The 15,813-nt window shown below is 41.8% G+C and carries 18 protein-coding genes; 8 read left to right on the top strand and 10 right to left on the bottom strand.

Annotation, left to right across the window (positions count from 1 at the left end; translation table 11 throughout):
* Window positions 1-20 precede the first annotated feature (20 nt).
* The 8 genes from U2H13_RS06415 to U2H13_RS06380 all read left to right on the top strand — a co-directional run bounded on the left by U2H13_RS06415 (window position 21) and on the right by U2H13_RS06380 (window position 9,204).
* On the top strand, window positions 21-335 hold the full coding sequence (locus U2H13_RS06415; RefSeq protein ID WP_007407323.1) for a PTS lactose/cellobiose transporter subunit IIA: 315 nt from the start codon (window positions 21-23) through the stop codon (window positions 333-335).
* Window positions 336-346: 11 nt separating this feature from the next.
* A complete protein-coding gene (locus U2H13_RS06410; protein WP_021494056.1) occupies window positions 347-2,044 on the top strand; it encodes a PTS lactose transporter subunit IIBC in 1,698 nt (565 codons plus the stop codon).
* A gap of 15 nt (window positions 2,045-2,059) precedes the next feature.
* Window positions 2,060-3,229: a galactokinase gene (locus tag U2H13_RS06405; protein WP_071181711.1), complete on the top strand. Its 1,170-nt coding sequence runs from the start codon at window positions 2,060-2,062 to the stop codon at window positions 3,227-3,229.
* Between the two features lie 3 nt (window positions 3,230-3,232).
* Window positions 3,233-4,225: a UDP-glucose 4-epimerase GalE gene (galE, locus tag U2H13_RS06400; protein WP_376700741.1), complete on the top strand. Its 993-nt coding sequence runs from the start codon at window positions 3,233-3,235 to the stop codon at window positions 4,223-4,225.
* A gap of 1 nt (window position 4,226) precedes the next feature.
* Window positions 4,227-5,726, top strand: coding sequence for a UDP-glucose--hexose-1-phosphate uridylyltransferase (galT, locus tag U2H13_RS06395; protein ID WP_376700806.1), 1,500 nt, complete (start codon window positions 4,227-4,229; stop codon window positions 5,724-5,726).
* Window positions 5,727-5,777: 51 nt separating this feature from the next.
* Window positions 5,778-6,890, top strand: coding sequence for a glycosyl hydrolase 53 family protein (locus U2H13_RS06390; protein ID WP_167409020.1), 1,113 nt, complete (start codon window positions 5,778-5,780; stop codon window positions 6,888-6,890).
* Between the two features lie 285 nt (window positions 6,891-7,175).
* A complete protein-coding gene (locus U2H13_RS06385; RefSeq protein ID WP_007407329.1) occupies window positions 7,176-7,649 on the top strand; it encodes a MarR family transcriptional regulator in 474 nt (157 codons plus the stop codon).
* A gap of 142 nt (window positions 7,650-7,791) precedes the next feature.
* Window positions 7,792-9,204 (top strand): MDR family MFS transporter, encoded by a 1,413-nt coding sequence (locus tag U2H13_RS06380; protein ID WP_109566864.1) that lies wholly within the window; start codon window positions 7,792-7,794, stop codon window positions 9,202-9,204.
* A gap of 99 nt (window positions 9,205-9,303) precedes the next feature.
* On the opposite strand, the gene U2H13_RS06375 is transcribed toward U2H13_RS06380, so the two are convergent.
* The 10 genes from U2H13_RS06375 to U2H13_RS06330 form a co-directional block, all read right to left on the bottom strand.
* Window positions 9,304-9,585, bottom strand: coding sequence for a putative quinol monooxygenase (locus U2H13_RS06375; protein ID WP_007407331.1), 282 nt, complete (start codon window positions 9,583-9,585; stop codon window positions 9,304-9,306).
* A 110-nt stretch (window positions 9,586-9,695) separates the two neighbouring features.
* On the bottom strand, window positions 9,696-10,616 hold the full coding sequence (gene bla, locus U2H13_RS06370) for a class A beta-lactamase (RefSeq protein WP_109566863.1): 921 nt from the start codon (window positions 10,614-10,616) through the stop codon (window positions 9,696-9,698).
* Window positions 10,617-10,715: 99 nt separating this feature from the next.
* Window positions 10,716-10,991: a hypothetical protein gene (locus tag U2H13_RS06365; RefSeq protein WP_167408953.1), complete on the bottom strand. Its 276-nt coding sequence runs from the start codon at window positions 10,989-10,991 to the stop codon at window positions 10,716-10,718.
* A 61-nt stretch (window positions 10,992-11,052) separates the two neighbouring features.
* Window positions 11,053-11,415, bottom strand: a complete 363-nt coding sequence (locus U2H13_RS06360) for a hypothetical protein (RefSeq protein WP_025649610.1) — start codon at window positions 11,413-11,415, stop codon at window positions 11,053-11,055.
* 612 nt (window positions 11,416-12,027) lie between these two features.
* A complete protein-coding gene (locus U2H13_RS06355; protein ID WP_014417483.1) occupies window positions 12,028-12,498 on the bottom strand; it encodes a hypothetical protein in 471 nt (156 codons plus the stop codon).
* 67 nt (window positions 12,499-12,565) lie between these two features.
* On the bottom strand, window positions 12,566-12,898 hold the full coding sequence (locus tag U2H13_RS06350) for an HIT domain-containing protein (protein WP_101287878.1): 333 nt from the start codon (window positions 12,896-12,898) through the stop codon (window positions 12,566-12,568).
* Window positions 12,899-13,166: 268 nt separating this feature from the next.
* Entirely contained in the window at window positions 13,167-13,499 is a 333-nt protein-coding gene (locus tag U2H13_RS06345) for a hypothetical protein (RefSeq protein WP_103526980.1), read from the bottom strand.
* Between the two features lie 123 nt (window positions 13,500-13,622).
* Window positions 13,623-14,192, bottom strand: a complete 570-nt coding sequence (locus U2H13_RS06340) for a hypothetical protein (RefSeq protein WP_260399102.1) — start codon at window positions 14,190-14,192, stop codon at window positions 13,623-13,625.
* 108 nt (window positions 14,193-14,300) lie between these two features.
* Window positions 14,301-14,843 carry a hypothetical protein gene (locus tag U2H13_RS06335; protein ID WP_103526981.1) on the bottom strand — a complete coding sequence of 181 codons (543 nt, stop codon included), beginning with the start codon at window positions 14,841-14,843 and terminating at the stop codon, window positions 14,301-14,303.
* 67 nt (window positions 14,844-14,910) lie between these two features.
* Window positions 14,911-15,705: a CAAX protease gene (locus tag U2H13_RS06330; protein ID WP_103526982.1), complete on the bottom strand. Its 795-nt coding sequence runs from the start codon at window positions 15,703-15,705 to the stop codon at window positions 14,911-14,913.
* Between the last annotated feature and the right edge of the window lie 108 nt (window positions 15,706-15,813).

Below are 15,813 nucleotides of genomic sequence, written 5' to 3'. Positions count from 1 at the left end.
CGTCTTTAGGAGGTTTTTTCATGACAAAGGAAGAATTGCAGATGCTCGGTTTTGAAATCGTCGCCTATGCCGGCGACGCCAGAAGCACTTTATTGAAAGTCCTGAAAGAAGTCCGTGCCGGAAACTTCGAAAATACGGAAGCAGCATTGAAAAGCGCCGATGAAAATTTAACCCTCGCCCACAATGCGCAAACGAAAATGTTAGCTGAAGAAGCTGACGGCAAGGACATGGAATTAGGATTTATTTTCGTTCACGGTCAGGACCACTTGATGACAACCCTTTTGCTCCGTGATCTTATTCAGGATTTTATAGAACTCTACCGAAGCCGCCGATAAGGAGTGGAAAAATGAACGGTATCATCAAGCAAATCGAAAAGGGAAAACCGTTTTTTGAAAAAATCTCAAGAAACATTTATTTAGGCGCGATCCGCGACGGCTTCTTAACTGCCATGCCTGTTATTTTATTCGCCAGCATTTTCATCCTCACCGCCGCTGTGCCGGAAGTGTTGGGCTTCACTTGGCCTAAAAGTGTTTCTGAATGGCTTTGGAAAGTTTATAACTATTCAATGGGCGCCCTCGGTCTGATCGTTGCGGCAACAAGTGCGAAATGCCTGAGTGAATCAATGAACCGAAAAATGCCTAAAAACAAAGGGATCAACCCCGTTTCAGCGATGCTTGCTTCAGTCGTCGGGTTTCTCATTTTAAGCGTCACTCAAATCGATGGCGGATTCTCGACGGAATACCTCGGCACAAAAGGTCTTTTAGCCGCTTTTGTATCCGCTTTCATAACAGTGAACGTTTACAGATTCTGCGTGCTGAAAAATATTACGATTAAAATGCCTAAAGAAGTACCGGGTACCATTTCACAAACATTTAAAGATGTTTTTCCGTTCGCTTTTTCCGTTTTGGCCATGGTGATCGTTGATTTATTGATCAGGAACACGCTGAACGTATCGTTTGCGGAGGCTCTCTCCTCTCTCTTATCGCCGTTTTTTACCGCCGCAGACGGTTATCTTGGGATTTGTATCATTTGGGGAATGATGGCGCTGTTCTGGTTTGTCGGCGTTCACGGGCCTTCTATTGTGGAACCTGCCATCGCAGCTATTATTTACGCAAATGTGGAGGCGAACCTGCAGCTTCATAATGCCGGTGAGCAGGCGTCCAACGTGCTGACCGTCGGACTCGGGAACTTCGTCGGCACAATGGGAGGGACCGGCGCAACCCTTGTTGTTCCGTTTATCTTTCTTCTTTTCGCGAAATCCAAGCAATTGAAAGCAGTCGGAAAAGCATCCGCGGTTCCGGTGTCTTTCGCAGTAAACGAACCCCTTCTCTTTGCTGCGCCGATCATTTTAAATCCTTATTTTTTCATTCCGTTTGTTGTAACGCCAATGGTGAATGTCTGTCTGTTTAAATTTTTCGTGGATGTCATCGGAATGAACAGTTTTATGTATGTTCTTCCGTGGGCCACCCCGGCGCCCGCCGGCTTGATTCTCGGAACCGGCATGGGGCTCTCGGCTTTTGTGCTGACGGCTGTATTAATCATCGTCGATTCCCTGATATACCTGCCATTCTGTAAAGCTTATGACAAAGTATTAGCGGCGAAAGAAGCCCAACACACCGAACCTGAAAGCGCGCCGCAAACATTACAGCCCGCCATGGCCGGCGCCTCCGAAGACGCGGCCTCCGTCATCAGCACAAATCTTCAGGAATCCTCATCCGCCTTGGAACACAGCACCAATGTGTTAGTGCTGTGCGCCGGAGCGGGAACGAGCGCCATGCTTGCGAACGCACTGACAGAAGGAGCCGAAGAATATAACGTGCCGATTACCGCCTCAGCAGGCGCCTACGGTTCCCATTACGACATCATGAAAGACTTCGATATGATCATTTTGGCTCCGCAGGTCGGCTCTTATTATGATGACATTAAAGAAGATGCGGACCGCCTGCATGTGAAACTCATCGCAACGAAAGGAGCGGAATATATCAGTCTCACCAGAAATTCACAAAAAGCCATTCAGTTCATACTGGAGCATACCTCAAAATAGAATCGGGGGTTTATCATGGATGCAAAACTTTTGAAATTAAGATTCGAAGACGTTTTCAAGAGAAGTAACGGAGAACTGTTTTTCGCACCCGGCCGGATCAACCTGATCGGGGAACATACGGATTATATAGGCGGCCACGTTCTCCCCTGCGCGATTACGATCGGAACATATGCCGTATGCGCAAAACGCGGAGATCATCAGATCCGGTTATACTCAGAAAACTTTCCTGACAGCGGCATTGTCTGCCTTGATCTTTCCGCCACAGCATACAAAAAAGAAGACGGCTGGGCCAATTATCCGAAGGGGATGATCCATTACCTTCTTAAAGCCGGCGGCCAAATAGACAGCGGAATGGATATTCTTTTTCACGGTACGATTCCAAACGGAGCCGGTTTAAGCTCCTCCGCTTCTATTGAAATGTTAACCGGCTCCATTTTAAGAAAGTTATTCAGCCTGGATGTTTCCGATACTGAACTGGCGCTTATCGGAAAAAGAGTCGAAAATGAATTTATCGGCGTGAATTCAGGCATTATGGATCAATTCGCAGTGCAAAAAGGCAAAAAGAACATGGCCATTCTGTTAAACTGCGATAAGCTTGAGCACGAAATGATTCCGGCTGCTTTTAACGGATATAAAATCGTCATTATGAATACGAACAAGCGCCGGGAGCTGGCGGCTTCAAAATATAATGAACGCCGCAGCGAATGTGACGAGGCTCTCTCAGAACTGCGGCAATATCGGAATATCGCATCACTTGCGGAATTGACGGCAGAAGAATTCAACGAACTCGAATCCCTTCTCTCCTGTGAAACGTTGCGTAAAAGAGCCCGGCACGCGGTCAATGAAAACGAGCGGACCCTCTCAGCCGCGGAAGCTCTCAAATCGAATGATTTGAAAACGTTCGGCGAGCTCATGAATGCGTCCCACCGTTCGTTACGCGATGATTATGAAGTGACCGGTGACGAATTAGACGCGCTCGCTGAAGCAGCCTGGAAAGAAGGAGCACTCGGAGCGCGGATGACGGGCGCGGGGTTCGGCGGCTGCGCCATAGCCATTGTGGAAAGTGAAGAAACCGCCGGCTTTATCCGGGCCGTTTCATCTCACTACCGCAGCAGGACAGGTCTTGAAGCTTCTTTTTACATCGCGGATATAAGCGATGGCGCTGCTGAATGGAGGGAAAACTAAATCATGGCGATTCTCGTTCTCGGCGGAGCCGGCTATATCGGTTCTCATGCGGTTGATCAATTATTAAACAAAGGATTTAAAACGATAGCTGTGGATCATCTGCAGACAGGCCACCGGAAAGCTGTTCATGAAAAAGTAGTTTTTTACTATGGAGATATCCGTGACAAACCGTTTCTTCGCTCTGTGTTTGCGAAGGAGAACGTAACAGGCGTTCTCCATTTTGCCGCTCAATCCCTTGTGGGCGAATCAATGAAAGACCCTCTTTCATATTTCAATAATAATGTGTACGGTACACAAATTACGCTGGAGGTCATGCAGGAATTCGGGGTGAAACACATTGTGTTTTCTTCATCCGCCGCTGTATACGGCGAACCTGAAAAAGTGCCCATCACAGAAGACATGCCGGAAAAGCCGGAAAGCGCATACGGCGAATCAAAACTCATGGCAGAAAAAATGCTGAAGTGGTGCGAAACCGCCTGCGGCATAAAATATGTCTCGCTTCGATATTTTAACGTTGCCGGCGCGAAAACGGACGGTTCCATCGGAGAAGATCATCATCCGGAAACCCACCTTATCCCTATCCTTTTACAAACCGCGCTCGGTCAGCGCGAGGAGGTTTTGATATTCGGCACTGACTATGATACAAAAGACGGCACGTGCATCCGCGATTATGTCCATGTTTCCGATTTAATCGATGCCCATATTCTCGCTCTGGAATATTTGCAAAACGGCGGAGACAGCGGCATTTTCAATTTAGGATCAAGCAGCGGGTTTTCCGTATCAGAAATAGCGGAAGCAGCCCGGCTAGTGACCGAAAGAGACATAAAAGTAAGAGCGGCCGCAAGAAGACCCGGTGATCCAAGCACCCTCATCGCTTCCAGCGATAAAGCGCGGAACATTCTGGGCTGGAATCCGAAACAAACGGACATATCGGAAATCATTGCGTCAGCATGGAATTGGCATCAGCATCATCCAAACGGATACAAGGACAAATGAAATGGAGGCGGCGGTCATTGACGTTTTTGAATCAGTGGCAGGGTTTCTGAAAGAAAGCACTGTCTTAGGCGACATTAATGAAACAGATGTGATTTACACAAGAAACAGACTTCTCGATCTGCTCGGACTGACGGATTATGCAGAACCGAAACATATCAAGAAACAAAACAGGCTTCACTATGTGGACGAAATGGTGAAAGACGCGGTAAAACGGTCAATCATAAACGATACGCCGGCTGAAAGAGACATGCTGGGAAGCAGAATCATGGACGTGATCACACCGGCCCCTTCTCTGATCAATGCCGCATTCAGCGAATTGTTATCAGATTGCCCGAAAAAAGCAACAGATTATTTTTATAGATTGAGTCAAAACAACGACTATATTAAGACGCGGGCCATCCGAAAAAATATCGTATACCGCTCACCAACACCTTTTGGAGAATTGGACATCACCATTAATTTATCAAAGCCCGAAAAAGACCCTAAAGACATCGCCGCGGTAAAAAACAGTCCGGAAAACCGGTATCCGACATGCCTGCTCTGTATGGAAAACGAGGGGTATGCCGGAACACCGCATTACCCTGCCCGTTCAAATCACCGCATCATCAGGCTTGACTTAGCGGGAGAACAGTGGGGTTTTCAATACTCTCCTTATGCGTATTACAGCGAGCATGCTATCTTTCTTTCAAGCGTGCACAAGCCGATGAAAATCAGCTGCGACAGCTTCAGAAGGCTTCTGGCCATTACGGAAATTTTCCCGCATTATTTCGCGGGATCAAACGCTGACCTGCCGATCGTAGGAGGTTCCATTCTTTCACACGATCATTATCAAGGCGGCGCCCATGAGTTTCCGATGGCAAAAGCGGGTTCCCTCTACCCTTTTCATATGCGTCATTTTCCAGACGTTCAGGCCGAAGCCGTGAAGTGGCCGGTATCAGTGATCCGCCTTCGCGCAAAAGATCCGGATTTGCTGACAGATGCCGCTGCGTATGTTTTTGAAAAGTGGCGGGAATATTCAGACGAAACCGTCAGCATCATCGCAAAGACAAATGAACCCCATAATACCGTCACCCCAATTGCCAGACGCAGGGGAACGGATTTTGAAATCGATCTCGCTCTCAGAAACAACCGCACCTCCGAAGATTATCCGGATGGCATTTTTCACCCGCATCAAGATGTCCATCACATCAAAAAAGAAAATATCGGTCTGATTGAAGTGATGGGACTCGCCGTTTTACCTCCCCGCCTGAAAGATGAGCTGGCAGAAGTGAAAAAGTATTTACTGAATGAACCTCATGACATCAAAGACATTCATCTTCCGTGGGCTGAAAATATCAAAGCGGATAAAGACGTGACACCGGAAAATGCAGCCGCTGTTTTACAAAAAGAAACAGCGAATGTATTTTTACGCGCGCTGACCGATGCAGGCGTTTTTAAAATGACACCCGAAGGAATTCAGGCGTTTCAGCGTTTCACGACATTATTGGAGAATGGCAGCTGAAACATTCAGAGTGAAATCAATCAACAATCTTTTTTATCAGGAGGTATTGTGATGTTCAAAAACCGATTGAAACGTGTATTTGTAAACGCAATCTGTCTTTCTCTCATTTTCACTGCTTTTACATTCTTTGAGAAGTCTCCTAAAGCAAAAGCGGATGCCCCGTTTGCCTATGGCGCTGATATAGGATGGCTGAAACAAATGGAGGACGAAGGTGTGCGCTGGCTGGATGACGGCGGAAAACAGAAAGATGCCTTGCAGATTCTTAAAGATCACGGAATAAATGCCGTGAGACTGAGAGTGTTTGTGAATCCGCCAAGCAGCTATTATTGGCTGAAAGACGGCACAACATGGACCATGCTCGGCTATAGTGACAAAGCGGGCGTACTTGCGGCGGCCAAAAGGGCAAAAGCGTTAGGAATGAAGGTAATGGTTGACTTCCATTACAGTGATGTGTTCGCTGATCCCGGCCACCAGATCAAGCCGAACCAATGGACCGGCTATTCAAGCAGCCAGCTGCAGGCAGCCGTGTATAACCATACGTACGATGTCATGAAAGAACTTAAAAATCACGGCATCTCCCCTGATTGGGTGCAAGTAGGGAATGAAATGAATTCAGGAATTTTACTGCCCGACGGCAGCACGAACGATTTCAGCAAATTGACCGCCTTACTGAACAAAGGCTATGACGCCGTGAAATCCGTCAGCCCGGCCACCAAGGTCATCAGCCATTTGGCACACGGCACGGACAACAGCCTATTCAGATGGTGGTTTGATCAATTCTTTAAAAACGGAGGAAAAACCGACATCATCGGCGTTTCATTCTATCCCTATTGGGAAGGTAAGCCGTACTGGGAGCTCACCGGCCAATTATCATCTAATTTGAATGACATCGCCTCACGCTACAACAAGGAAGTCATGGTGGTTGAACTGGGCGGAGATGAAAATAATCCGAAAGATTCCTACTGGACCATAAAAGACACCATAAAACTGGTGAAAGCGGTTCCGAACGGCAAAGGAACCGGCGTATTTTACTGGGAGCCCGAGGCTCACTCCAGCGTTCTGTCAGACGCGTATCCATTAGGCGCAACCGCCAAAGTGTCTAAAAACGTCTTGAAATACACAACCGCAATCGACGCTTTTCATGACACCGCAACAGGAAAATGATTGATGCGAATCTCAAGCAGGCTCATTTCGCAGCCTGCTTTTTTATAAGGCTGTAGTGTTGGCCTGTTATGAAAAAGAGCAAGTAACGAATACGGAAAGAAAAATACCCGAAAAACCACGTTTCGGTTAAAAAGCCGCTTTTTAAATAGAATACTTCTTCTGTTCCCCCTCCTTCTTATTTCTGCGCACTATCTCTCAGTTCCTAAATAATAACTTTACGATTGTTGAAAAAGAAACAAAAATTTTATAATATTGTGTAAGCACCACCGAGCAGGAGGACAGGACATGGACAAAAAAGAACAGCTCCTCACGGATTTCAGGGACTTTTTTAACAAGATGGTGTGGCTGAATAGGCTGAAGATGGAAGAAAGCCTTAAGGGGCATAAACCTTCTGAAGTGCATTGCATCGAATTCATCGAAAAAATTGAAGATGCCAATGTGACAAAACTTGCGGAGTCTCTTTATATGACAAGAGGCGCCATAAGTAAATTAACGAAGAAGCTTATCAATAAAGGCCTTATCGAAAGCTATCAGAAGCCGCTTAACAAGAAAGAAATCTATTTCAGGCTTACCGAGCAAGGAAAAGTCATTTATAAAATTCACGAGGAATTGCACAAAGAGTTTCAAGAACGCGACAAAATCGTGTTTGAACAAGTAACCGATGAACAATTTGACACGATGCTGAACTTCGTGGAAACATACAGCAGGCATTTGGATTCAGAAATAAAGAAACTTGGTGCAGACATGAAATCGGAATAAATATGAATAAAACCATAGGCAGCCCTGCTCCATGAAAACGGGCTGCCTTTTTATACCCCTCTTATTGTTGACAAAGAAACAAAATCACTCTATTATTTTGTTGACAAGGAAACAAAGACAGCGATTTTGAGAGTAGAATACTATGTCAACACATAAAAGAAAGGAACTTCGGCTGCCAAAAGAAGTTCTCACAGCCGCCTGGGCTATTGCACTGGGAGCAATCGCTCCAATGCTTGACTCTACGATGGTAAACATCGCCATCGACAAACTGACCAAAGACTTCAACACGACATTGGATACCATTCAGTGGTCCGTTACAGGCTATGTCTTAGCACTTGCGATTGCAGTACCCGTATCCGGCTGGCTTATGAATAAATATAACGGTAAGAAAATCTTCATCGGCTCAGTCATCGCCTTTGGTGTCATTTCTGTTTTTGCGGGAATGAGCCGTGACGTTTCCAGCTTCATCTTCTTCCGTTTGCTTCAAGGATTCAGCGCCGGTATTATGACTCCGCTTATGTCAACACTCTTGGTTAAAACGGCAGGTCCGGAAAACCTGGGAAAAGTGATGGCAATCGTCAGCACCCCTATGATCTTCGGCCCGATCTTAGGACCTGTCATCGGAGGCTTCATCGTCCAAGGCGCTTCATGGCATTGGATTTTTTACATCAACGTGTTCATCGTTTTGATTGCTGCACCGCTTATGATGAAAACCATTCCAGACTTTGAACCATTCAACAAAGATCGTAAACTCGATATTTTCGGGATTATCAATTTGTCATTAATGAGCGCGGCATTGATTTACGCTATTACAAAAGCGGCGGATCATGCATCATTTAACAATAGCGACACCATTTTATGGACGGGCATCGGTCTTGTTTCAGCAGCCATTTATCTTGTATATAATCTGATCAAGAAAAACCAAACCGTGCTGCCTATGAATTTGTTTGCAAACAAGAGCTTCTTATCATCTTCGATCGGGTTGTTCTTAGCGAATGTTGCCATCATGGGGCCGATGTTAATACTTCCGCTGTTTTTTCAAAACATTCGTCATTTCACGGCAGTCGGAGCAGCACTCGCTTTAATCCCTCAAGGAGTCGGAATGCTCGTGACTCGTCCGCTGATCGGAAAAATGATTGATAAGATCGGTGCGAAATACGTGGTTACGGTCAGTCTTGTTCTTTCGCTGATCGGATCTATCCCGCTTATTTTTATCACCGATAACACAAGTATGATTTGGATTTCCGTCGTATTATTTATCCGCGGCACCAGTTTTGGAGGAATTATGCTCCCATTAATGAGTGACGCTTATACAGGCCTTGACAGCAAACAGCTTCCGGAAGCGGGTGTAGGTATTCATATGATTGAAAACCTCGGTTCCAGCTTTGGGTCAGCTGTGATCGCAACCGTTACCGCAACTGTCATACAAGGATTGCAGCCAACGATTCCGAACAGTTTAAAAGGCTACCATGCCGGGTTCTTAGTATCCGTCATCATCCTTGCGGCCATCTTCATTCCAAGTCTGTTCCTTACCCATAAAAAGACTGCGATATAAAGAACTTTTTAAAGTAAAAAACCCTTGCGCAGCAAGGGTTTTAGTGAACGAAACTGATGATTGCTGTCGGCAAAATCAGCCAACAATAGACAAAGCCTTTTACTCATTCACATTGCTTTTCATTAACCATTCTACTTCCGTTAATTCTTGTTTTTGAACGTCTTTTGTATGTTTTTTCGTAAAATGGACTTTAACAGCTTCTTCGTTTTCCCAAATCTCCCAAAGCATGATTTTGCGTTCTGATGGTTCAAGCGGATAAGCATGGAACTGAATACAGCCTTCTTCTTTGTTCGTTTCTTCCTCAAGTTTTTTGAATTCCTTCATTATTTCATTAAGGTCTTTATCACTGATGATTTTTAAGCATGCCGTTATGTAATGCATCGAAACTCCCCCTCTTCCCATCTTTTTATGGCTTTACATTATAACATCGAAACCGGCATACCGCATTCTCAACAAATAAAAAGCCGTCCATAAAAAATGAACGGCAATGTTTATTTAAGAGCATTAAGAGCGGCTTTTGCAGCCTCAGCGATAAGAGCATTATCATAATTGGCATCTTCCGTAAACCGGTTTGACAGGATTGCCAAAACAATTGGGGCTCTGTCAGGCGGCCAAATGATCGCAATGTCGTTTCGTGTGCCGTAGCTTCCGGCTCCGGATTTATCGCCGACTTCCCATCCTGCAGGAGCGCCTGCCCGAATCAGTTCGTCGCCGGTAGCGTTGCCCCGCATCCAATCTGTTAAAATCGTGCGCTTGTCAGTCGTGAGAGTGTTACCCAAAGCGAAAGTCTTAAGATCAGTTGCCAGTGCTTTTGCGGTGCTTGTGTCACGACGATCCCCGGGAATCGCCGAGTTTAGATCCGTCTCGAACCGATCAGCTTTCGTTACATGATCCCCGATCTGTTTCAATGACTTTTCAAAACCTTTAGGGCCGCCAAGCTGCTGCAGCAATAGGTTCCCGGCGGTATTATCGCTGTAACGGACAGCGGCTTCTGAGATTTCTTTCAGGCTCATGCCTGTATCCAGATGTTTTTCTGTGATTGGAGAATATGTAACTAAATCGTCTTTGCTGTAGCGGATGATGGCATTAAGTTTTTCATTTGAGCTTTTCTTCAGAACAGCAGCCGCGGCCAGAACTTTATAGGTTGATGCGTAAGCAAACCGTTCATTCGGCCGATAGGCGATTGTCTTGTTTGAACCTGTATCAATCGCATAAACCCCAAGCCTGGCATCAAATTTTTTCTCAAGCTGAACAAATTTTTGATTCGTTATACAGCTTATCATTTTTGTGTTTTCTATAGACTTCGCTTCAGCATGCGCTGAGCCGAATAAAGGATTGAAACCGGTAAAGCTTAAACATAAAAGTCCAATGCATATTCCAAATTGTATTCCCGCTTTATTTTTCACGTTCATCAGGCCTCCTCATTAAAATGATTTTGTATACATCTTCTAATTAACATTACAAACAGGATGAAAGTCAATATATTTCCTGTGAGATGTTGTCCATGACAGTTAGGAAATCAGCTGAAAATTTAATTGAAAACACCCCTGAATCTCTTTAATGGATAGTATTTCTTCCGGCAGATATTTCGAGAAAAACCCGTGTGATACAGCGTTTGGTTTCTTGCCGGAGCCGCCCTGCGGCACCAGATTCGTATCATTCAGCCCGCCGCCGCTGTGCTTCTTGTATACGCCGGCCGTGTATGTCGCGGCATTCGTAAAACACCCAGCCGCTCTACCCGAATTCATTTTGCCAGCCGGACCATACGGCGGAAGCAGGCGGCGCAACGGCCGCCGCTCCCATAAGTAACACAACTGATAAATGATTGACTGAATCGTTTTTTCACCGTCATTGCTTCCCCTGCTTTTTATATTCTGCGATTTCCTTAGGGGTAGCCTTCCGCACTCCGTCTGCGTCTGTCCTGTTTGCCACTTGAACGCCTTCCATGTTTTTTATCTCGCTGACTATTCCCAAATGCTCTAAATACACATGATCACCAATCTTGAAACGATTCTGTTTGGCCCGCTCCTCGGTCATGCTCCTGTATTCAGTCGCGGCTTTCATTTTTAATTCAGCCAGACACATTTGACAAAGTGTTACTGTTACAGAATTGCCGTTAAAATCAGTAAACGAAACCGATCTGACAGATTCCTTTTCCGGGTGCATCGTGCATGTTTTCTTCATAGGTGATAGCCGTGTAAATTCAATCATTCCGCTTCCTCCTCAAAAAAAGTCTTTTCGTCCCCTGACATAACTCCGGATGAATGGGAAGTTCCATACACCCGCATTCGAACTGTCACGACACCGCCATCTGACGGATATTCATACATCCTTCATAGCTGTAAGCCTATATTCCTTTATATTCCCAATGCTTGCCGCACTTCCCTGTTAAGATGAAGTTTCTAAAGCTGTTGACCAGTTGCCCATGTTGGTTCCATGCGGAAAGCCGTTTGGGCATCCATATCCCAATTCATATGGGTAAATTTCAGCCCTCTCATATGTGTGTATGCTTTTTAAAGGAGGTGCATCACATGATGTTCTAACAACCGATTCAACCTGAACAAAGTGATGTAGTCGACAAAAAGATTGTCGAGAGAAAAATGAACGGTGAATCTAAAAACAATTGATCTTTCTGAATATGAATTGCTGGTCAACGCATATTCCAAATTAATAAGATAAATAAAAATAGACCCCCTCAAAGTTAATGGTGAGGGGGTCTTGAGTATGCGGCCGATATTTCTTTATTGAACTCCAAACGAAGAGATGCAAAAATGGATTGAAGAGGTGATGATTTTGCCGCCATGTTAATGTACAAATATTTAATTAATACTGTATCAGTTTATTCAATATGTTAATTTTACTTTGATCTTTATTACTCTTCTTTGTTCTTCTATATCCATCTAATAAAGACATATTATAAACCTTGAGGTAATCATCAATAGTCAGCAAATGATATTTCGCTCCGTCATCTTCAAAAACCCCTAGGTTATGATAGTCTACATCTGCAAATGGTTTTAAATCCTCAATGTAAGCAATGCCTATTTTAGTATTAGTTTTCCTAAATTCATGCTCATGTAAATCAACCAATTTATATCCTTGCAGTTCCATAATTTTTTTAAGTTTTTCCCACTTTTCCTCTAAAAATATTAAAGGAATAAGGATGTCAATATCTTCTGGTGAAAAGTTCAACCCAGTTACCTTTTCAAGACCTAAAGAGCCATATAATAATGGAGTAATGTCTAACTCTTTATTAAGAGTTTTAGCTATATTTATAAATTCATTATACAATTTCATTTTATATCCTCAATTTTTGGCTATTTAGAATCAACTGCTCCTTGGAGTCCACTTTAAAAGGATTCTTTTATCTCAATGGGTCTCCTGAAGCTATATGCCAATGCAGATGCTTTGAATCCTGATAATCTCCTAAGTTTGTAAGCACCCTGCAAGAACCACTTTCTTTTGTCACCTTCGCCGCAACCTTTTTGATCACACCCAGCAACTCGAGTAAAAGTTCATTGTAGTCTTCTTCCAAAGTGATTAAAGAAGAGATATGTTTTTTAGGAATAGCAACAATATGCACCGGCCAAAAAGGTCTTGTATGATGATACGCCAATACATTCTCGGTTTCTAAAACTTTATTTACTTTTGTTTTTCCGCTTAATACTTCATCGCAATAAAAATCTTCTGTCATCATTAATCCCCCCCTTACTTTTTAGCGTTGATCTTCATAGTCAATATACAAATTCACTCAATGCTCTGCTTTATTTTTCACCTTTATCATTAAAATAAGAGAACCACAATAAACTTATGAACCCAGCAGCTCCTATAATTGTAGATATAATGTAAGTCCAATTAAGTAAATCCATAAGCTTTCTCCTCTAAGGAAAATTCAGATCCCTCTAAATAAAATTAATTAAATACAATGAGGAATAGCTCCTCATTGTACAAAGTTAATTCCACCTTTAAACGCCATGTTTTAGATTGTAATAAACCTCTTCTCGGATATCTTTTACAAATTTGTCGCAGATTTCTCTAGCAAAATTCCTTAAACACTTAGCAAAGTAAAGTATATTTTGCACGTGGTCATAACAATTAGTCATGACTAATATAGTTGCTAAAGAAATTAACAATTCTTTGTAGTTTATGCTTCCTGCTAATCCTTTGTAAATTACATGTTGATTATCAGTAAACACTGGATTATCCTCACATAAAATAAAATCGCATTTTGCAGCAACATCTTCACGTTCTTCATAAATCAATTCTTTTATTAATTCTGCAAGTTCCTTTACAGACAAATTAGAGTAACTGACTTTAAGAAGATTGAAAGAATCAACACCTATTTAACCGTGTAGGCCTTCCCGCCTAATATATAAAAATGTATTTTTTATATTAACTCCTTAAAACAATTATTTTGATTTTCACCATAGCTCTCCATCTTCAAGTTTTAAATTGAACACGTCTAAAAAGAGGTTTAATAAATATTCACACTCCTTTTCACCACCACAAAATTCTGGTGATAAAGCTACAGTTATCATGTCCCAATTCCACATTTTCTCTTTCATGTTTAATAATTGAGTCCTTATGGCTTCTTCAGGTAATAACAAAGAATTTGAGTTATAATCTAAATAGTTTTTATTAAAATAATCTAAGTCCAAATCAAGAATCAAACTTGTACCTTCTGTTTCCTTGTACCAATTTTCTCTCAAAACTTGTTCATAATGATTGTATGTATATGCTCGTCGGAAATTTTCAGATTGTTCAATATATACTGTATCATCGCTAATTGTAAAACAACCTTTTAATGTGCCATTTTTTTGTGCTGGTATTATAAATTCTACAATATTTAATTGGTTAGCGATTTCAACTGCCTGACTTTCCTCTTTTATATCCGAAGTATCTATTGGATTGTTACAGTAATCTAAATGCGAATCAATTGAATTAGGGATGCCCCAGGTTGTATGTATCCCCTTAATCTTCCTATTTCCCAAGCTGCAAAAGCGAAATTATGGTCTCTTGAAATAAAAATTCTTTTGTTTGGAAAACAAATACGTAAATTATCATGTAACATTTTTTCAATCATTTTTTAACCTCTTCTGCTATTTTAAATTATACCTTTTTAAATCTTCTAAGACTCTATAATGATAATCAGGATCCTCTTCTAAAACATCATAAATGATCTTTGTTTTGATGAAATCCTCTGCCCAAGACATATCAATTGTATCTTGCGAACTCACTAATAAAATTTTTTTAATATTTTTAAAGAAAGTAATATCCTTTAATAACTCTTCTCTAAGCTTCTGTTTTGTCAGAGGCATAAGAGGGTAAATAATTGCAAAATCCAAATCACTTGGTGTCTTATCCCATGTGCTTCTAGTAACAGTGTCAATATAAACTGTACTTCCGTTCAAATTATAAGGGACTCCTGTTTTTAAAGTTCCAGTTGCCTTCATAAACACCTTTGCATTATCTAAGCTGCTAGTTCTAAGTAAAATTCTTGATCCAACAAAATTCTCAGTTATGGTTTTAAACACAAGTTCATGTTTCTTAAACATGTTTGTTCCAGTCATTAAAGCAACTTTTTCATTTGATTCAATAAAAGATAGAATTTTTTCAATTGCTTGATCTTTGTTATTGCTCATACTTTTCACCTTCATTTTTAATTTTTAAAACGTAACACAATTAACAATGCAGATTACCATAAAACAACTATGTTAATTTAGCGATTAATAGTATAGTAATATCAAACGCTAGATGCACTATGTATCCAATAAAAAAGTTTCCTGACCGGAAAAACAAAAAAACTTGCATTAATGTAAAAGGTAAGCTGATTAAAAAAACGCATTGAAGAACATTACCGTTATATACTGCCATATGCGCTAGGCCAAAAATTAAACTGGCAGGGATTAAAGATATTATAACGACAATTTCATTGTTAAGTTTCAGTTTTAAAAACAATAAAAAGAAAAAGTAATACACAGAAAAGAACAGAATTTGCTCTGCTATAAGACTAATCGATAAACTATAAATAGTGATACCGATTGGATCCTCAACTGCAGGATTTGCACTTGGCTTTATTCCTTTTAGTAAGAGGCCTATGTTTACCGATAGTATAATCTCCGTTAATACTCCCAAAATTATATAAATCAATATTCTTGAAAATTTCACTTTAAAGAATAAAGCTCGGTAATTGCCTTTAAAAACATAGATAAAACTTAGAAGCAAGGGAAACGTCTGAAATATAGGCAACACCAAATTTGCTATTAAGATATTCCCTTGAGATATTCTCAGTATAAAATTGCCAACATGCTCAAAATAAATTACATAGGTGATCCATGTTAATGATACAGAAAAAAGCAAAAGAAGCTTCAAAAAACCTACTTTGTTTAATAATTGCTCAGTTTCAATTAATGTCCTCTTAATCGAGTTTATATTGTACTTAATAAATTCTCTAAATGAATCAGTATTTTTTTGATAAGAAGTTGAAGTTTGATTTACTTTCAATTTACACGTTCCCCTCAGATCCGCTCTATTAGTGTTCCTCTCTCATCTTTTTGTTTAGCTTGAACCCAATTAAGACATTGACTATCGCAGCTGGAAAATATAAAATTC

Source organism: Bacillus sp. A1, from assembly GCF_042296235.1.
GTDB classification, from domain to species: Bacteria; Bacillota; Bacilli; order Bacillales; family Bacillaceae; genus Bacillus; species Bacillus velezensis.
This window is presented reverse-complemented; position numbering and strand designations above follow the sequence as displayed.